Annotated in this window: 12 protein-coding genes; 8 read left to right on the top strand and 4 right to left on the bottom strand. The window is 70.5% G+C overall.

The genetic code is table 11. The features are described 5' to 3' along the window. The first annotated feature begins 5 nt into the window (after positions 1-5). Both ACIGAN_RS03230 and hflX read left to right on the top strand, forming a co-directional pair. Positions 6-1,538, top strand: coding sequence for a M1 family metallopeptidase (locus tag ACIGAN_RS03230; RefSeq protein ID WP_399854586.1), 1,533 nt, complete (start codon positions 6-8; stop codon positions 1,536-1,538). Between the two features lie 162 nt (positions 1,539-1,700). Further along, on the top strand, positions 1,701-3,194 hold the full coding sequence (gene hflX, locus ACIGAN_RS03225; RefSeq protein WP_365741095.1) for a GTPase HflX: 1,494 nt from the start codon (positions 1,701-1,703) through the stop codon (positions 3,192-3,194). Positions 3,195-3,366: 172 nt separating this feature from the next. Here the strand turns inward: hflX and ACIGAN_RS03220 are convergent, their stop codons facing one another. Then, positions 3,367-4,575: a trypsin-like serine peptidase gene (locus ACIGAN_RS03220; protein WP_399854585.1), complete on the bottom strand. Its 1,209-nt coding sequence runs from the start codon at positions 4,573-4,575 to the stop codon at positions 3,367-3,369. 182 nt (positions 4,576-4,757) lie between these two features. Next, the gene (locus ACIGAN_RS03215; protein WP_399854584.1) at positions 4,758-5,981 is read right to left on the bottom strand and encodes a trypsin-like serine peptidase; all 1,224 of its coding nucleotides are present in this window, start codon (positions 5,979-5,981) and stop codon (positions 4,758-4,760) included. Between the two features lie 471 nt (positions 5,982-6,452). Here ACIGAN_RS03215 and ACIGAN_RS03210 point away from each other — a divergent pair, with 471 nt between their 5' ends. From ACIGAN_RS03210 to ACIGAN_RS03195, 4 genes are all read left to right on the top strand, one after another. Beyond that, on the top strand, positions 6,453-7,868 hold the full coding sequence (locus ACIGAN_RS03210; protein WP_399854631.1) for an aminotransferase class III-fold pyridoxal phosphate-dependent enzyme: 1,416 nt from the start codon (positions 6,453-6,455) through the stop codon (positions 7,866-7,868). A gap of 116 nt (positions 7,869-7,984) precedes the next feature. Further along, complete coding sequence (locus ACIGAN_RS03205) at positions 7,985-9,967, top strand: IucA/IucC family protein (protein WP_399854583.1); 1,983 nt, start codon at positions 7,985-7,987, stop codon at positions 9,965-9,967. 82 nt (positions 9,968-10,049) lie between these two features. Then, positions 10,050-10,979, top strand: coding sequence for a GNAT family N-acetyltransferase (locus tag ACIGAN_RS03200; protein WP_399854582.1), 930 nt, complete (start codon positions 10,050-10,052; stop codon positions 10,977-10,979). 326 nt (positions 10,980-11,305) lie between these two features. After that, the gene (locus tag ACIGAN_RS03195) at positions 11,306-13,303 is read left to right on the top strand and encodes an ATP-dependent DNA helicase (protein ID WP_365741102.1); all 1,998 of its coding nucleotides are present in this window, start codon (positions 11,306-11,308) and stop codon (positions 13,301-13,303) included. Positions 13,304-13,602: 299 nt separating this feature from the next. Here ACIGAN_RS03195 and lexA read toward each other — a convergent pair whose 3' ends face one another. Next, complete coding sequence (lexA, locus tag ACIGAN_RS03190; RefSeq protein ID WP_171145262.1) at positions 13,603-14,382, bottom strand: transcriptional repressor LexA; 780 nt, start codon at positions 14,380-14,382, stop codon at positions 13,603-13,605. 631 nt (positions 14,383-15,013) lie between these two features. Between lexA and nrdR the strand changes: the two genes are divergently transcribed. Both nrdR and ACIGAN_RS03180 read left to right on the top strand, forming a co-directional pair. Continuing rightward, positions 15,014-15,574, top strand: coding sequence for a transcriptional regulator NrdR (gene nrdR / locus ACIGAN_RS03185; RefSeq protein ID WP_365093690.1), 561 nt, complete (start codon positions 15,014-15,016; stop codon positions 15,572-15,574). Between the two features lie 164 nt (positions 15,575-15,738). Next, positions 15,739-18,630, top strand: coding sequence for a vitamin B12-dependent ribonucleotide reductase (locus ACIGAN_RS03180; protein ID WP_365741106.1), 2,892 nt, complete (start codon positions 15,739-15,741; stop codon positions 18,628-18,630). Positions 18,631-18,773: 143 nt separating this feature from the next. Here ACIGAN_RS03180 and ACIGAN_RS03175 read toward each other — a convergent pair whose 3' ends face one another. Continuing rightward, on the bottom strand, positions 18,774-19,307 hold the full coding sequence (locus tag ACIGAN_RS03175) for a TerD family protein (RefSeq protein ID WP_399854581.1): 534 nt from the start codon (positions 19,305-19,307) through the stop codon (positions 18,774-18,776). Positions 19,308-19,358 lie beyond the last annotated feature (51 nt).

Genomic DNA, 19,358 nt, shown 5'->3' with positions numbered 1-19,358 from the left:
GAGGCATGCCCCTCACGCCCTCCTCCCCCGCACGCAGGCGGACGTCCGCCGCCCTGCTCGCCTCGGCCGTCTCCGTCTGCCTCGTCGCCGCGAGCGCCCCCGCCGTCCCGCTCGGCGTCGGCGACCGCCTCTTCCCGCACCTGGGCAACCCCGGCTACGACGTCGCCGCCTACGACCTGTCCTTCACCTACCCCGGCACCAACAGCGAGCCGCTGCGGGCCGTCACCACCATCGACGCGTGGACCACCGCCGACCTGGACCGGATCAACCTGGACTTCGCGCACGGCACGGTCGAATCGGTCGAGGTCGACGGGGACCCCGCCCGGTTCCGCACGGCCGGCGAGGACCTGGTGATCACGCCCGAGGACTCCGTGTCGGACGACAACTGGATGCGCATCACCGTGCGCCACACCAGCGACCCCGTGCCCGCCGAGGGCCGTGAGGGCGGCTGGGTGCGCACCGGGGACGGCCTCGCCATGGCCAACCAGGCCGACGCCGCACACCTGGTCTTCCCCTGCAACGACCACCCGTCCGACAAGGCCATGTTCACCATCCGGGTCACCGCGCCCGACGGCCACACCGCCGTGGCCAACGGTCTGCCGGACGGTGTGGACCGGTCCGGCGGGCAGACCACCTGGACGTACCGCACCCGGCACCCCATGGCCACCGAGCTCACCCAGGTCTCCATCGGCCGCTCCACGGTGCTGCACCGCACCGGCCCGCACGGCCTGCCCGTGCGGGACGTCGTCCCCACCCGGTACCGCGAGGCACTGGAACCCTGGCTGGAGAAGACCCCCGCGCAGATCACCTGGATGGAGAACAAGGTCGGCCGCTACCCCTTCGAGACCTACGGCGTCCTCGCGGCCGACGCCTCCACCGGCTTCGAACTGGAGACCCAGACGCTCTCCCTCTTCGAACGGGAGCTGTTCACCGAGCCCGTCTACCCCGCCTGGTACGTCGAGTCGATCATGGTGCACGAGCTGGCCCACCAGTGGTTCGGCGACAGCGTCACCCCGCGCACCTGGTCCGACCTGTGGCTCAACGAGGGACACGCCACCTGGTACGAGGCGCTCTACGCCGAGGAACAGGCCGGAAAGCCGATGCGGGACCGGATGAGACTCGCCTACGGCGCCTCCGACCGCTGGCGCGAGTCCGGCGGACCGCCCGCCGCCCCCAAGGCACCCGAGCCCGGCCAGAAGACCGACATCTTCCGGCCCAACGTCTACGACGGCGCCGCGCTCGTCCTGTACGCCCTGCGCCAGGAGATCGGCCGCCCGGCGTTCGAACGACTCCAGCGCGCGTGGGTGAGCCGCCACCAGGACGGCACGGCCGGCACGCGGGACTTCGTCCGGCTCGCCGCCGAGATCTCCGGACGCGACCTGGACGCCTTCTTCCAGGGCTGGCTGTACGCCGAGAAGACCCCGCCGATGCCGGGGCACCCGGACTGGAAGCCGGAGGAGCCCGGGAAGCCCGGGAAGCCTGGGGAGCCCGCGAAGCCCGCGGCATCCACCGTCTCCGCCGGGGGAGGCGCGCGATAACACGGTGACGAGACGCCCCGTGCCGTGCGAACATCTTGAGGTCGGCGCGGCGCGGGGCGGGACGCCGGGAATCTCCCGGAGTGCCCATGCGTTGTGCACAGTGACGGACCGGCCCTCGGCTCTCCGTCGCCGACATCGGTTTCCCAGCTACGTAAGGATCCAATGACCTCCTCTTCTTCCCCTTCCCAGGACACCAAGCGCTTCGCGCACAGCCACCCCGAAGGTCTTCGGGCCGATGCCCTGATGGAAGAGGACGTCGCCTGGAGCCACGAGATCGACGGAGAGCGGGACGGCGACCAGTTCGACCGCTCCGAGCGCGCGGCCCTGCGCCGTGTGGCGGGCCTCTCCACCGAGCTCGAGGACGTCACCGAGGTCGAGTACCGCCAGCTCCGCCTGGAGCGGGTCGTGCTCGTCGGGGTGTGGACCTCGGGAACCGCGCAGGACGCGGAGAACTCCCTCGCGGAACTCGCCGCCCTCGCCGAGACAGCGGGCGCGCTGGTGCTCGACGGCGTGATCCAGCGCCGCGACAAGCCCGACGCGGCCACATACATCGGCTCCGGCAAGGCCGAGGAGCTGCGGGACATCGTCCTCGAGTCCGGCGCGGACACCGTCATCTGCGACGGTGAGCTCAGCCCGGGCCAGCTCATCCACCTCGAAGACGTCGTCAAGGTCAAGGTCATCGACCGTACGGCCCTGATCCTGGACATCTTCGCCCAGCACGCCAAGTCCCGAGAGGGCAAGGCCCAGGTCGCGCTCGCGCAGATGCAGTACATGCTGCCGAGGCTCCGCGGCTGGGGTCAGTCGCTGTCCCGGCAGATGGGCGGCGGCAAGGGCGGCGGCCTCGCCACCCGCGGGCCCGGTGAGACCAAGATCGAGACGGACCGGCGGCGGATCCGCGAGAAGATGGCGAAGATGCGCCGGGAGATCGCGGAGATGAAGACCGGCCGCGAGATCAAGCGCCAGGAGCGCAAGCGCCACAAGGTGCCGTCCGTGGCCATCGCGGGCTACACCAACGCCGGAAAGTCCTCGCTGCTCAACCGCCTCACGGGCGCGGGCGTGCTGGTCGAGAACGCCCTGTTCGCGACCCTCGACCCGACCGTGCGCCGGGCCGAGACCCCGAGCGGCCGGCTGTACACGCTGGCCGACACCGTCGGCTTCGTGCGCCATCTGCCGCACCACCTGGTCGAGGCGTTCCGCTCCACGATGGAGGAGGTCGGCGAGTCCGACCTGATCCTGCACGTGGTGGACGGTTCGCACCCGAACCCGGAGGAGCAGCTGGCCGCCGTGCGCGAGGTGATCAGGGACGTCGGCGCCACCGGCGTGCCCGAGATCGTCGTGATCAACAAGGCGGACGCGGCCGACCCGCTGACGCTGCAGCGGCTGCTGCGGGTCGAGAAGCGGTCCATGGCCGTCTCGGCCCGCACCGGCCAGGGCATCGAGGAACTCCTCGCGCTCATCGACAACGAGCTGCCGCGCCCCTCGGTCGAGATCGAGGCGCTCGTGCCGTACACGCACGGCAAGCTCGTCGCCCGCGCCCACGACGAGGGCGACGTGATCTCCGAGGAGCACACGCCGGAGGGCACGCTGCTCAAGGTGCGGGTGCACGAGGAACTCGCGGCGGAACTCACGCCGTACGTCCCGGCGCCGCTCGCCTGACCGGCCTGACGCCGCCGGCCCGACCGGCCTGGCGCGGTGGTCTGACCGGCCTGGCGCGGTTGGCCTTACTGGCCGGGCGGTTGGCCATACCGGCCGAGCGGTTGGTTTGACCGGCCGAACGACGAGGCCCGCCCACGATTCGATCGGGGGCGGGCCTCGTCGTGTGCGCGGGTCAGCGGCCGCCGTAGGTCTTGCTCATGTTCTGGTAGAGCGCCTCGGCGTCGCGGCCCAGCTGCGGGCCCGCCAGCCAGGTGTTGTCGGCCGGACCGATCGAGGTGTTGGACACCAGCACGGACTTGCCGTTCAGCACCCGGAACCAGCCGCCGCCGGACGAACCGCCGGTCATGGTGCAGCCGATGCGGTACATCGTCGGCAGGCTCGGGCTGAGCGAGAACCGGCCCGGGGCGTCGACGCACTTGAACATCTTCAGGCCGTTGTAGGGCGGCGCGGCCGGGTAGCCCCAGGCGCCCATCTTGGCGGCCTCCGCCGCGGACGGGGCGGAGAAGTCCACGTCCAGCGCGGCACCGACCGTCTCCTCCAGCGACTTCGCCCCCTGCTCGGGCTTCACGTGCAGCACGGCGTAGTCGTACGCGGCACCGTCACCGCCCGTCTCCGAACCGCCCTGGATCCACTGGTTCGACGTCGAGGCCCAGTCCGCCCACCAGTTGCCGTACGGGGCGATCTCCGTCGGGTCGGCGTTGCTCAGTTCCGCGTCGGACTCGCCGAGGTCGTTGTAGGCCGGGACGAACACGATGTTCCGGTACCAGCCGCCGTTGCCACCCGCGTGCACGCAGTGGCCCGCCGTCCACACCAGGTTGGACTTGCCCGGGTGATTGACGTCCTTGATCACGGTGCCGGAGCAGACCGCCGGGCCGTCGGGGGAGTCGAAGAAGACCTTGCCGACCGGCGCCGCGTTGCGGTGGTACGGCGTCTTCTCGGCCTGCGCGGCCACGGGCGACGGTTCCGGATCGCTGATGCCCTGCCCGGCCGACGCGTCCTTCGTCGTGACCGTCTTGTCGGCCTCCTCGGCGGACTGCATCCGCTCCGGCTTCCACAGGCCCTCGATCACCGGGTTGACGAAGTCCCTGGCCTCACTGAGCCACTGGTCCCGGTGCCAGTTCTTCCAGCCGCCGTCCTTCCACTTGTCGACGTCGATGCCGTGTTCCTTGAGCTTGCCGGCGAGATCGGCCGGGATCTCGACCTTGCCGCCGGCGTCCGGCGCCTGCGAGGCGGTGGCTTCGGGCTTGTCACTCGCCGAGTCCGCCGAGTCCGCCGAGCCGCCACAGGCGGTGGCGGTGAGCGCCAGGGCGGCGACGAGCCCGCCGGCGGCGAGAACGGTGCGCCGCCCACGCCTCGGTGCGGGCGTACGTGTGGAACGCATGGTGCGATGACCCCCGTTGGTGCGTAAGTGTTTGGTGCTGGTGCTGGTGCTGGTGCTGGTGCTGAGTGATTGGTGCTTGGCGATCGGTGCTTGGTGATGGGTGGGTGTCGGCTGTGTGTCCGCTGTTCTGCGGCGGGTTTCGGCGGGCGCCAAGCCCGTGACGTGGTGAGCCGGCCCCGGACCTACCGGCCCGCGAACTTCTCGCTGACCGAGCCGAACACGCCCTTCGCCGCCTCGCCCAGGCGCGGCCCCGCCAGCCAGCCCGACGTCACCGGGCCGATCGAGGTGTTGGACACCAGCGCGGGCTTGCCGTCCGAGCCGGTGGCGACCCAGCCGCCTCCCGACGAACCACCGGTCATGGTGCAGCCGATCCGGTACATCGTCGGGTCCGACGCCGCGAGCGACAGCCGTCCCGGCCGGTCCTGGCACCGGTACAGCTTCTGCCCGTCGTACGGAGGCGCCGCCGGGTAGCCGATCGCCGTGACGCTCTCGACCTGCGGTACGGCGGGAGCGTTGAAGTCGACCGGCAGCGCCGAACCGACCGTCTCCTCCAGCGACTTGCCGCCGCTGCCCTTCTCCGGCGTCACATGGATGACGGCGAAGTCGTACGGCGCGCCGTCACCGCCCGTCGAACCGCCCTGCTCGATCCACTGGTCCGAGGTCTGCGCCCAGTCGCCCCACCAGACACCGTAGGGAGCGACGTCCTCGCGAGTGGCGTTCTCCAGCTCCTGGACCGACTGGCCGTCGTCGTTGTACGACGGCACGAACGCGATGTTGCGGTACCAGCCGCCCTTCTTGCCCGCGTGCACGCAGTGGCCCGCCGTCCACACCAGGTTGGACTTGCCCGGGTGCGCCGGGTCCTTCACCACCGTCGCCGAGCAGACGGCCGAGCCCTTGGGGGAGTCGAAGAACACCTTCCCGGCCGTGGGCAGCGCGGCGTGGTACGACGGCGGCACGGCCTGCGCCCGGACCGGCTTCGGCGTGGGATCGGTCACGCCCTGGTCACCGGAGAGATCGCTCTCGGCGACGCCCTGGTCGGGCTCCTCCGCCTCCCGCATCCGGTCCGGGTTCCACAGCCCCTCGATGATCGGGTTGACGTACTCGTGGGCCTCGCGCAGCCAGTCGTCCCGGTCCCAGTTCTTCCAGGCGCCGTTCTTCCACTTGTCGATGTCGATCCCGTGCTCGCGGAGCCGGTCCCTGATGTCGTCCGGGATCCGGAGCTTGCCGTCGTCCGAGGCGGTGGCGGACGCGGAGGCCTCCCCGCCCGCCGCGGTGTCACCCGAGTCGCAGGCGGTGGCGGTGAGCGCGAGCGCCGAGGAGAGGGCTATGACGGCCAGCACGGGGGAGTTCCTGCGGCGCGCCCTCCCCCCTCCGCGTGTGGTGGACGACGGCCGGATGGATCGCATGATGTGACTCCCCCTGATGGTGACGAACATGGACGAAACCGGTGGATCTGCCGTGGTTCTCCGCTGATGCGCGGGGACTTCGGGCCGACACACCGTGTCCGGGAACGGCACCACACACTATGCGGTGGCTGTGGGGGAGGCCCGACGGAACAGCAACAGTTCCGTCACGGAAAGGATCTTGAGGCAACCCGTAACCGGGTGAGCGGTCCGGGGTTGGTAGCGGTGGGGTCTGCTGTCTGTGCGCGGTCCCTGGTGGCCCGTGCCCAGTGGGAGGTCAGGGAAGTCGTGGCGGAATCCGCCCTTGGGGGTTGTGCGTCAGAGGAGGCCGCTGTGGGGCAAGCGCCGGTGAGGACCGTCTCCGGCGGTGTCGTCGACGACACGGCTGCCGGAGGGGGACCCAGCCCGGAGGTGGGTGGCGCCAGCCGGGCGATGTCCGGCAGTGGCGGGGCGGTGGCTGGCTCCGGCCGGGCGATGGACGGCGCCCGCTCGGAGGTGGGTGGCCCTGGCCCGGAGGTGCGTGGCCCTGGCTCGGAGGTGGGTGGTTCCTCCCCGAGAGGCGGGATCCCGGCCTTGGACGGCGGCGTTCCGGGAGGGCGCACCGCGAGGGAAGGATTCCCGCGCCGCCAGTCCGTCCGCGAAGCCGCCGCCCGGACGTACGCCCGGGCGCTGCCCATCGTGCCGGTTCGCGCGCGAGGCATGACCATCGAGGGCGCGGACGGTCGCCGCTACCTCGACTGCCTCTCCGGTGCGGGCGCCCTCGCCCTCGGGCACAACCACCCGGTCGTCCTCGAAGCCATCCGCAAGGTCCTCGACTCCGGCGCACCCCTCAACTCCCTCGATCTCGCGACACCCGTCAAGGACGCCTTCGTCACCGAGCTCTTCCATACCCTGCCTCCACGACTCGCCGACCGGGCCCGCGTACGCTTCTGCGGCCCCACCGGCAGCGACGCGCTGAGGACGGCCGTCGAACTGGTCCGCGCGGCGACCGGGCGTCACGACCTCGACGGTCGTGACACCGGCGTTGTCCATCTGGCCTACCCACAGGACCGCCCCGACCTCTTCCGCGCTGACGCTGCCGCACTGCCGGCCGGTGTGATCGTCGAACCCGTCCAGGGGGAGGGGGGTGTGTTCCCCACGCCGGACGGCTGGTTGCGACGAGTACGGCAGGCCACGTCCGACCGGTCCGTGCCGCTGATCGCCGATGAGATCCAGACGGGCGTCGGGCGCACCGGCACCTTCTGGGCGGTGGAGCACAGTGGCGTGACCCCGGATGTGATGGTCCTCTCCGAAGCCATCGGCGGCAGCCTTCCCCTGGCCGTTGTGGTCTACCGTGACGACCTCGGCTCCGGGGAACCCGCTCCGCACACCGGCACCTTCCGAGGCAACCAACTCGCCATGGCCGCGGGCACGGCGACCCTCGCCCACGTCCGGGAGAACCTCCTAGCCGAGCGCGCGTCCGTCCTCGGCGCGCGGATGCTGGACCAACTGCGCTCACTCTCAGATGAGTTCGCGTGCGTGGGTGACGTGCGGGGGAGAGGGCTGATGATCGGGGTGGAACTGGTGGACCCGGCGGGAGAGTCGGAGCCGGGACCGCCGGGGACAGAGGAACATCCCATGGCCGAGGAACCGCCTCCTGCCGAACAGCCGGCTGCCAGGGAGCTGTCGGCCATGGTTCAACAGGAGTGCCTGCGGCGAGGCCTCATCGTCGGACTCGGCGGCCGGCACGCGAACGTCGTGCGGCTGCTGCCGCCCCTGACGATCACCGACGAACAGGCGGCGGCCGTACTGGACCGTCTGACAGACGCGATCCGGGCGGCCGCGCGCTGCCACCAGGGCATGAAGACACCACAGCGGGGCCGTACTTCGGCTTCGCGTCACATGCCCTGACCGCTGCAGGCCGCCCTGGCGCCCGCTCGTTCGTCCGTACTCCGTTCGCCCGAGGGAACGCCCTCGCCACCCCCACCCCGGTCCACACGGCCCGCACCCCTCTGAGGTACCTCCCTTTGAACGCCACCCCCGCTCCCGATGACCACACCGCGACGCGAACAGGAGCCTCCGCCGACCCCCCGCTCCCCGGGACGTCGGTGGCTTCTGCCCTGCCTCGTCAGCGACTCGGGGCAGCAGGGACCGCTCCGGAGGGTCGCGGTGACGGGGCTGCCACCGACCTTCTGTGTCATCCCGACCCCCGCCTCGTCGCCCACTTGGCATCCGTGGAGACCCTGCTGCGCTGCTGGGTTCGCGAGACCGACCAACCTTCTCCCTCCGACGGTGTCCTTCGCATCGCCCTTCCCGCCAGCGGCACGGCCCTCCTCGTCCCGGTTCGCTACTGGTCCCCGACGGGCTGGCACCGCTTCGGCCTTCCTCGCCTGGCCGACGCGCCCGCCGATGCCCCAGTGGTCGACGCCGTGACGGTCGCCGCCCTGCTCGCCCGGGAGAGCCCCACCGGCTGCATGGCGCCAAGTTCCGCCCCGGCCGCCGAACTTGATGCTGTCGCTTCGGCCGGTGACGACAGCATCGGTCTCGTCGCCGGTGTCGCCGATTCCCTCCGCAGGGTCACCACCTTCGTCAGCGACCGCCGGGAACAGCCGGCCGACACCCCCGATCTCTTCCTGGCAGGGGAGCAGGCACTCGTCCTCGGACATCCCCTGCACCCGACACCCAAGAGCCGCGAAGGTCTCTCCGAGGCCGAGGCTCGCCGATACTCACCTGAACTGCGCGGTTCCTTCTGTCTGCACTGGATGGCAGTCGCCCCCTCCGTTCTCGCCACCGACTCCTGCTGGACCGAACGCGGCCGTCCCGTCCCGGCCTTCTCCCTCACCGCCCGCCTGGCCGGGTCCGGACTGCCGCTGCCGGACGGCCACGCCCTGCTGCCCCTGCACCCCTGGCAGGCACGCGACGTCCGACACCGCCCGGAGATTGCCGCCCTGTTGGACAACGGACAGCTCCGTGACCTCGGTCCGCACGGCTCGCCCTGGCACCCCACCTCCTCCGTGCGCACCGTCTACCGGTCCGGTGCTCCCGCGATGTTGAAACTGTCTCTGGGCCTACGCATCACCAACTCCCGTCGAGAGAACCTTCGTAAAGAACTGCACCGCGGTGTCGAGGTCCATCGCCTGCTCCGCAGCGGCCTCGGGCAGCAATGGCGGGCCGAGCATCCAGGCTTCGACATCGTGCGCGACCCCGCCTGGCTCGCCGTGGACGGGCCGAATGGCACTCCGCTGCCCGGACTGGACGTGGTCATCCGCCACAACCCGTTCAGTCCCTCGGACGATGTCTCCTGCGTCGCCGGACTCGTCTCACCGCGCCCGTGCCCACCGACCCGACCGGGCAGCCTCGCAACCCGCTCCGAGGCCCGACGCCCGGTCATGGACTCCCGACTGTCCGAACTCGTCACCGGCATCGCCCGCCGCACCGGCCGGCCCCGCGGAGCCGTCGCCGCCGAGTGGTTTCTGCGGTACCTGGAGCACGTGGTGCGTCCCGTCCTGTGGCTGGACGGCGAGGCCGGCATCGCCCTGGAGGCGCACCAGCAGAACACCCTGCTCCTGGTGGACGCCGACGGCTGGCCCACGGGCGGTCGGTACCGTGACAACCAGGGCTACTACTTCCGCGAGTCCCGGCGCGCGGAACTCGACGCCCGGCTGCCCGGCATCGGCGAGCGGAGCGACACCTTCGTCCGGGACGAGGTGGCCGACGAACGCCTCGCCTACTACCTGGGCGTCAACAACGTGCTGGGTCTCGTCGGCGCGTTCGGCTCCCAGGGACTGGCCGACGAGCGACTGCTCCTCGCCGCCTTCCGTCGCTTCCTCGGGACCGTCGCCTCCGGCCCGGCTCGACTCCGCACTTCGCTGCCGGCCCGGTTGCTCGACTCACCTGTGTTGCGCTGCAAGGCGAACCTGCTCACGCGGCTGCACGGCCTCGACGAACTCGTAGGGCCGGTGGACACCCAGTCCGTCTACGTCACCATCGCCAACCCCCTGCACTGCTGATCACCCGATCCCCTCTGATCCATGACCGACCTCCTTCATCGCTGAGGACATGCCCCATCCGCCTTTCTGAGAGGAGCGTTTGGTGCCTTCCGCCGACCCGTCCGCCCCGATGACGAGTCCTGTTTCCGCCGGAACGGCCTGCCCCGTCGAAGCCGAAGCCGAAGCCGATGCCGCCACCGTCCGTGGGCCCGGATGCACGGACCCGGGTGCGGGCACTGCCGGCGGCGGGCCCGGCGAGGACACCGACGGCGGCGACAGTCCTGAGGACCGCGAGGACCGCGAGGACCGCGAGGACCCCGAAGACCTCGACGACACCATGGATCTCCGGCTTCCGGACGAACTCCTTGCCCTGATCGCCGAGGAGGAGACGCCCGCGCCGCCCAGTCCGGCAGGGCGGAGTGACTACACGACCTCCCTTCTTGACTCCCGCATGCCGTACGACGACCTGCTCGACGGCGTGGCCGACTGGGCCCCGGTCGGCACACCCGTGGGCCTGTTCCACCTCGTCCCTGTCCGCGTCGAACGCGATCTGCCGCTCATCAGCCGGTGGATGAACGACCCCGCCGCCGCGGAGTTCTGGGAGCTGTCAGGACCGCCGAGCGTGACCGAGGACCACGTGCGGGCACAGCTCGCCGGTGACGGACGCAGCGTGCCGTGCATCGGAGTGCTGGACGGCAAGCCGATGAGCTACTGGGAGATCTACCGGGCGGACCTGGACCCCCTGGCGCGCCACTACGCTGCCCGGCCCCACGACACGGGACTCCATCTTCTGGTCGGTGCCGTCGCCGACCGCGGGCGCGGTCTGGGGGGCATGCTGCTCAGGGCCGTGGCCGATCTCGTTCTCGCGCGGCGACCCTTCTGCGCACGCGTCATCGCGGAACCCGACATTCGCAACACCCCCTCCGTCGCCGCTTTTCTCACCGCCGGCTTCCGGTTCTCCGCCGAGATCGACCTGCCCAGCAAGCGGGCCGCCCTCATGGTCCGAGACCGCTCTGTCCGACATCTGCTGTAGCACTGTGTCACCGTGCCATCACTCATTGAACGTGGCGCGCCTCGCCGCGGTTCCCACCGATCGCAACCAATCTCCGAGTCGCCCGCCGAGCCGTATTGCTCGCGCCTGCCGCCTCGCCGCTGCCCGCCGCACCACTGCGGCCCGCGGGACTGTTCAGATCCCCCCCACGCTGACGTCACCCATCGCCGACCGTGCAACCCCCGCTCCCATATCCAGCCCACCGCCCCCCGCATATCCCGCCCCGAGGAGTCCACGGTCTTGATCCCGCCCCCCGCCCTCGCCTTGATCACCCGTTTGTCAGTGCTGGGTCGTAGGGTGGTCGCGCTATGACGAAGCCCTCACTCCCCGAACTCCTGCATGCTGCCGTCACTGCCGTCGGCGGTACGGAGCGTCCCGGCCAGGTGGCCATGGCCGAAGCCGTCGCGGAAGCGATCGATGACGGTTCCCACCTGCTGGTCCAGGCCGGCACCGGCACCGGCAAGTCGCTGGGCTACCTGGTGCCCGCGCTCGCGCACGGGGAGCGAGTGGTCGTCGCGACCGCCACCCTGGCTCTGCAGCGCCAACTCGTGGAGCGCGACCTGCCGAGAACGGTCGAGTCGCTGCACCCGCTGCTGCGTCGCCGCCCGGAGTTCGCCATGCTCAAGGGCCGGTCGAACTACCTCTGTCTGCACCGCTTGCACGAGGGTGTCCCGCAGGACGAGGAGGACGGCCTCTTCGACCAGTTCGAGGCGGCCGCGCCCACCAGCAAGCTGGGGCAGGACCTGCTGCGGGTCCGCGACTGGGCCGACGAGACCGAGACCGGCGACCGGGACAACCTCACCCCCGGCATCTCCGACCGCGCGTGGGCGCAGGTGTCGGTGTCGTCGAGGGAATGCCTGGGCGCCTCGAAGTGCGCCTACGGCGCGGAGTGCTTCGCGGAGATGGCCCGGGAGCGGGCCAAACTCTCCGATGTCGTCGTCACCAACCACGCCCTGCTCGCCATCGACGCCATCGAGGGCGCCCCGGTCCTCCCGCAGCACGAGGTACTGATCGTCGACGAGGCGCACGAACTGGTGTCGAGGGTCACCGGCGTCGCCACCGGCGAACTCACCCCCGGCCAGGTCAACCGCGCGGTGCGCCGCGCCGCGAAGCTCGCCAACGAGAAGGCCGCGGACCAGCTCCAGACCGCCGCCGAGGGTTTCGAGCGGCTCATGGAGCTGGCGCTGCCGGGCCGCCTGGAGGAAATCCCCGAGGACCTCGGGTACGCGCTGATGGCGCTGCGCGACGCGTGCCGCACGGTCATCTCCGCGATCGGGACGACCCGGGACAAGTCGGTCCAGGACGAGGACGCGGTGCGCAAGCAGGCCCTGGCCGCCGTGGAGAACGTGCACGACGTGGCGGAGCGGATCACCAACGGTTCCGAATGGGACGTGGTCTGGTACGAGCGCCACGACCGGTTCGGTGCCTCCCTGCGCGTCGCGCCCATGTCCGTCTCGGGGCTGCTGCGGGAGAAGCTCTTCACGGACCGCTCGGTGGTCCTGACGTCGGCGACGCTGAAGCTCGGTGGCGACTTCAACGGCGTGGGGGCCTCCCTGGGCCTCGCCCCGGAGGGCACCGAGGGCGACGATCTGCCGAAGTGGAAGGGCATCGACGTGGGCTCGCCCTTCGACTACCGCAAGCAGGGCATCCTGTACGTCGCCAAGCATCTGGCGCGTCCCGCGCGGGACGGCGACCGCGCGGACATGCTCGACGAACTCACGGAGCTGATCCAGGCGGCCGGTGGCCGCACCCTGGGCCTCTTCTCCTCCATGAGGGGCGCCCAGCTTGCCGCCGAGGAACTGCGTTCGCGGATCCCCGAGTACCCGATCCTGCTCCAGGGCGAGGAGACGCTCGGCGAGCTCATCAAGAACTTCGCGGCCGACCCCAGGACCTGTCTCTTCGGCACGCTGTCCCTGTGGCAGGGCGTGGACGTGCCCGGGCCCAGCTGCCAGTTGGTCGTCATGGACAAGATCCCCTTCCCGCGCCCGGACGACCCCCTGATGAGCGCCCGCCAGAAGGCCGTGGAGGAAGCCGGCGGCAACGGCTTCATGGCGGTCGCCGCCACGCACGCCGCCCTTCTCATGGCGCAGGGCGCCGGCCGTCTCGTGCGGGCGTCGGGGGATCGCGGTGTGGTCGCGGTGCTCGACCAGCGACTGGCCACGGCTCGCTACGGCGGGTACCTGAAGGCGTCGATGCCCGACTTCTGGTACACCACCGACCGCAACCAGGTGCGGAAGTCGCTGGCGGCGATCGACGCGGCGGCGAAGCAGACGGAAGAGGCCGGGCAGACGGAAGCGGCGGGATGACGCCGGGCCGGCCCGCGACCCGGATGGCGCCGGGCCGGCCCGCGACCCGGATGGCGCCGGACCGGCCCACGATCCGGACGGCGCCTGGCCGGTTCACGGCCCGGATGCCGTGGGCCGGACCTCCGGTCGCGTCGAGCTGATCCCGATCGTCGTGCGGCAACGCCGACCGGTCCCGGGCAGTACTGCCGTGCGGCAACGCCGACCGGTCCCGGACAGCGCAGGACCCCGGAACCGGCGCAGGGGTCCCGGGGCCCGGTCTGAGGGGGGCCTGCTCGGCCCGCCCGACGCGGTGCGCGCGGTCAGACGCGGCGCAGTACGGCCACCACCTTGCCGAGGATGGTCGCGTCGTCGCCGGGGATCGGCTCGTAGGCCGCGTTGTGCGGCAGGAGCCAGACGTGGCCGTCCTCGCGCTTGAAGCGCTTGACCGTGGCCTCCCCGTCCAGCATGGCGGCCACGATGTCGCCGTTCTCGGCGACCGGCTGGCGGCGGACCGTGACCCAGTCGCCGTCGCAGATCGCGGCCTCGATCATCGAGTCTCCGACGACCTTCAGGACGAACAGCTCACCGTCGCCGACGAGCTGGCGGGGCAGGGGGAAGACGTCCTCGACCGACTCCTCGGCGAGGATCGGGCCACCGGCGGCGATACGGCCGACCAGCGGAACGTAGGACGCGGCCGGCTTGCCCGCCGTGTCCGTGGGCTGCACCGAGGCGGCCTGGTCCGAACCGCGCACCTCGTAGGCGCGCGGGCGGTGCGGGTCGCGGCGCAGGAAGCCCTTGCGCTCCAGCGCCATCAGCTGGTGCGCGACGGAGGAGGTGCTGGAGAGGCCGACGGCCTGACCGATCTCCCGCATCGACGGCGGATAGCCGCGACGCTGCACCGAGTCCCTGATGACCTCGATCACGCGGCGTTGCCGGTCGGTCAGGCCCGAGCTGTCCGCCCGGATGCCGGGAGGTCGGCCCGGCAGGGAGCGCTTGTGCCCCTCAGGGTTCGTGGCTTCGTTCATCGCATGCACCGGCTCCAGTCGGCCCTGGGAGCGGTCCTGGGCAGTGATGGTGGCACTGTCTGCGGTGGTGGTCACGTCGGCCCCTCTCGATGGTCTCCCTGCTAGCCAACGGTAGTTGCTTTCGAAAGGTTGCGCCAAACACACGTTCGAGTGAAAAAACGCGAATTACCGGACGCGATCATGTGTCCGGGTGTATTGGCGGCCGGGCCACCTGGCGGACAAAAGGGCCCATTGCTGTACTCTTCACCGCCGGGGTGATCGTCTCGTGGACTGGTGCCCCAGTCTGCCATCCGGCATTCCCCCGCTTCGGGGTCGGCCCTCATCTGTGCGGGAGTCCCACGTCCCCTCCTCGCGGCGCCCACCGTATCTCCGCATGCGCCGGGGCGATACGGCCGTGCGTGAACGGATGCCGCGGTGTCGCGGCGGGCGGGCATGCCGGGGGGTCGGCGAGGTGCCGCGGCGGCACGCGGGGCCGGTGTGCAGCCGCCCGTCGGGCGCCACCTGCGGCTACGCGCGCGACACGCGCACACGGCCTGCATGTATGAGCCAATCCCCACATCTAGTGGTTGGATTGCAACAGCAGCCCACAAGTTGTGGTCCCCCCGGTCTTCACGCCCATGGTCATCGCCTATGCTTGGGGCTGCTTCGTGGGGCGCGTGACGTCTGGCGAGGCTAATGAGTCTGCTGTGAGGAGGGTTCGGAGATCATGCACTGTCCCTTCTGCAGGCACCCCGACAGCCGGGTCGTCGACAGTCGTACGACCGACGACGGCACGTCGATCCGCAGGCGCCGCCAGTGTCCTGACTGCTCCCGTCGTTTCACGACCGTGGAGACGTGCTCGCTCATGGTGGTCAAGCGGTCCGGCGTCACCGAACCCTTCAGTCGCACGAAGATCATCAATGGTGTGCGCAAGGCGTGCCAGGGACGGCCCGTCACCGAGGACGCGCTCGCCCAGCTCGGGCAGCGGGTCGAGGAGGCGGTGCGGGCCACCGGAAGCGCCGAGCTGACCACCCACGACGTGGGGCTGGCCATACTCGGCCCGTTGCAGGAACTCGATCTCGTGGCCTACCTGCGCTTCGCCTCCGTCTACCGGGCCTTCGACTCGCTCGAGGACTTCGAGGCGGCCATCGCGGAGCTCAGGGAAGGCGCGGGACGCCCCGACGCGGACGACGGCGACCGCGAGGACACGGGTGCGGGGAGCCAGGAAGACGACCGCGGGCCCGGAGGGACGGCACACGTCCCCGAGCCCGCAGGCGCCGCCGACTGACCGGCGGGCCGGACCCGGAAGGCAGCTCCGGGACCGGCCGGACGGCGGCGATGTGAAGACCTGTTGCGGGCGACGTGAGTGGGTGCCCGCAGCACCAGACAGAACACCGTGCACCGGGAACAACGGGGCACTTCAGGGCGTTTTCGCCCGTAGAGGGAGGCGGCATGACAGAGACGGCGAGCGGTCCGGCACGGAGTTCCCGCGCCAAGAGCCCCAAGGCGACCAAGGGCCTGCGTATCGAACGCATCCACACCACCCCTGGGGTTCACCCCTACGACGAGGTGGCCTGGGAGAGCCGTGACGTCGTCATGACCAACTGGCGCGACGGCTCGGTCAACTTCGAGCAGCGCGGCGTCGAATTCCCCGACTTCTGGTCGGTGAACGCGGTCAACATCGTCACCAGCAAGTACTTCCGCGGTGCCGTCGGCACCCCGCAGCGCGAGACCAGCCTCAAGCAGCTGATCGACCGCATCGTGAAGACGTACCGGAAGGCCGGAGAGGACCACAAGTACTTCTCCTCGCCCGCCGACGCCGAGATCTTCGAGCACGAGCTGGCGTACGCCCTCCTGCACCAGATCTTCAGCTTCAACAGCCCCGTGTGGTTCAACGTCGGCACGAAGCAGCCCCAGCAGGTCTCCGCCTGCTTCATCCTGTCCGTCGACGACTCCATGGAGTCGATCCTCGACTGGTACAAGGAAGAGGGCATGATCTTCAAGGGCGGCTCCGGCGCCGGCCTGAACCTCTCCCGCATCCGCTCCTCCAAGGAACTGCTGTCCTCCGGCGGCAACGCCTCCGGCCCGGTCTCCTTCATGCGCGGCGCCGACGCCTCCGCAGGAACGATCAAGTCCGGTGGCGCCACCCGTCGCGCCGCCAAGATGGTCGTCCTCGACGTCGACCACCCGGACATCGAGGACTTCATCGAGACCAAGGTCAAGGAAGAGGAGAAGATCCGCGTCCTGCGCGACGCCGGCTTCGACATGGACCTGGGCGGCGACGACATCACGTCCGTCCAGTACCAGAACGCCAACAACTCGGTCCGAGTGAACGACGAGTTCATGAAGGCGGTCGAGGAGGGCGGCCGGTTCGGCCTGCGTGCCCGCATGACCGGCGAGGTCATCGAGGAGGTCGACGCCAAGCAGCTGTTCCGCAAGATCGCGGAGGCCGCCTGGGCGTGCGCCGACCCCGGCATCCAGTACGACGACACCATCAACAACTGGCACACCTGCCCCGAGTCCGGCCGGATCACCGCGTCGAACCCGTGCAGCGAGTACATGCACCTGGACAACACGTCCTGCAACCTGGCCTCGCTGAACCTGATGAAGTTCCTCAAGGACGACGGCAAGGGCAACCAGTCCTTCGAGGCCGAGCGCTTCCAGAAGGTCGTCGAGCTCGTCATCACCGCGATGGACATCTCCATCTGCTTCGCGGACTTCCCGACGCAGAAGATCGGCGAGAACACGCGCGCGTTCCGCCAGCTCGGCATCGGCTACGCCAACCTCGGCGCCCTGCTGATGGCCACCGGCCACGCCTACGACTCCGACGGCGGCCGCGCCCTCGCCGGTGCCATCACCTCCCTGATGACCGGCACGGCCTACCGCCGCTCCGCCGAGCTCGCCTCGGTGGTCGGCCCGTACGACGGCTACGCCCGCAACGCCGACGCCCACAAGCGCGTCATGAAGCAGCACTCCGACGCCAACGACAAGGCCGTCCGTATGGACGACCTGGACACCCCGGTGTGGGCCGCGGCCAGCGAGGCCTGGGGCGACGTCCTGCGCCTCGGGGAGAAGAACGGCTTCCGCAACTCCCAGGCGTCCGTGCTGGCCCCGACCGGCACCATCGGCCTGGCGATGTCCTGCGACACCACCGGTGTCGAGCCCGACCTCGCCCTGGTCAAGTTCAAGAAGCTCGTCGGCGGCGGCTCGATGCAGATCGTCAACGGCACCGTGCCGCAGGCCCTGCGCCGCCTCGGCTACCTCGAGGAGCAGATCGAGGCGATCGTCGCCCACATCGCCGAGAACGGCAACGTGATCGACGCCCCCGGCCTCAAGCAGGAGCACTACGAGGTCTTCGACTGCGCCATGGGCGAGCGGGCCATCTCCCCGATGGGCCACGTCCGCATGATGGCCGCGATCCAGCCGTGGATCTCCGGTGCCATCTCCAAGACGGTCAACATGCCGGAGACGGCGACCGTCGAGGAGGTCGAGGAGATCTACTTCGAGGCCTGGAAGCTCGGCGTCAAGGCCCTCGCGATCTACCGCGACAACTGCAAGGTCGGCCAGCCCCTCTCCGCCAAGACCAAGGAGAAGGAGAAGGTCGAGATCACCGAGAAGGCCGAGGAGACGATCCGCACCGCGGTCGAGAAGGTCGTCGAGTACCGCCCGGTCCGCAAGCGCCTCCCGAAGGGACGTCCCGGCATCACCACGTCCTTCACCGTCGGCGGCGCCGAGGGCTACATGACCGCCAACTCCTACCCGGACGACGGTCTCGGCGAGGTCTTCCTGAAGATGTCCAAGCAGGGCTCGACCCTCGCGGGCATGATGGACGCCTTCTCCATCGCCGTCTCGGTGGGCCTCCAGTACGGCGTGCCGCTGGAGACGTACGTCTCGAAGTTCACCAACATGCGCTTCGAGCCGGCCGGCATGACGGACGACCCGGACGTGCGGATGGCGCAGTCGATCGTCGACTACATCTTCCGCCGTCTGGCGCTGGACTTCCTGCCCTTCGAGACGCGCTCCGCGCTCGGCATCCACTCCGCCGAGGAGCGTCAGCGTCACCTGGAGACCGGCTCCTACGAGCCGACCGAGGACGAGGTCGACGTCGAGGGCCTGGCTCAGTCGGCGCCGCGGGCCCAGGAGCTGAAGGCCGTTTCCGCTCCGAAGGTGGAAGAGGCGGCCAAGCCCGCCCCGCAGCAGGCCCACACCAGCGCCGAACTGGTCGAGATGCAGCTGGGCATCCAGGCCGACGCCCCGCTGTGCTTCTCCTGCGGGACGAAGATGCAGCGCGCCGGCTCCTGCTACATCTGCGAGGGCTGCGGCTCGACCAGCGGCTGCAGCTGACGCCGCGCGCCTGGGCCGATGACGCCGGGCGCCTGAGCCGATGACAGAGGGGCACCGCCTTCGGGCGGTGCCCCTCTCGTCGTTCCTCGTCTCGCCGGGCCCCGGGGAGCGTCCGATGATGACGCACCCTCGGGCCGTCCGGCTCAGGCCCGTCCGGCCGCGCCCATCGTCCTGGTGAACGTCACAGGGTCGCCCTCGAAACCGCGCAGCCCGGGACGGAAGCGCCAAGGTCCGGTGCCTTCCCGGACGAACTCCGCGACCGTGGCGGCCGTGGCGCCCAGGACCCCGCCGAAGTCGTCCTCGGCCAGGACGTCGTACCCCTCGCGGATGCGCAGGCCGGGGTTGACGACGCTGACGAAGGTCCGCTCCGCGGGGCGCTGCTGGATGACGACACCCACCAGCACGCGCGCGTACCGCGGGTCGAGCCGCTCCAGCTCCAGCGTCATGACCTCGTCGAAGCCGAAGCCCTGACCGTCCTTGCTGTCCCGGTTGAGGTAGATGGTGCCGTCGGGGGAGCGGCTGTCGAAGTGCACCACGTAGGCGGGGTCGCCGTGCGGGTCGTCCGCCGCGTACGTCGCCGCGACGAGGTCCAGGTCGGTGGAGGGCTGCCCCGCCGGACTCGGGTCCCACCGCACCGCGATCTCGACCTTGCGCAGCCCCTTGTTGAGCCCGTCCACCGGCGTCCCCTTCCCCGTACCGACCCGCCCGTCCACCTCAACTGACAGGCA

The sequence above is a fragment of the Streptomyces sp. NPDC085931 genome (assembly GCF_044540565.1).
Lineage (GTDB): Bacteria > Actinomycetota > Actinomycetes > Streptomycetales > Streptomycetaceae > Streptomyces.
Note: the sequence above shows the minus strand (reverse complement) of the source record. Positions and strands in the feature narration are given on the sequence as shown.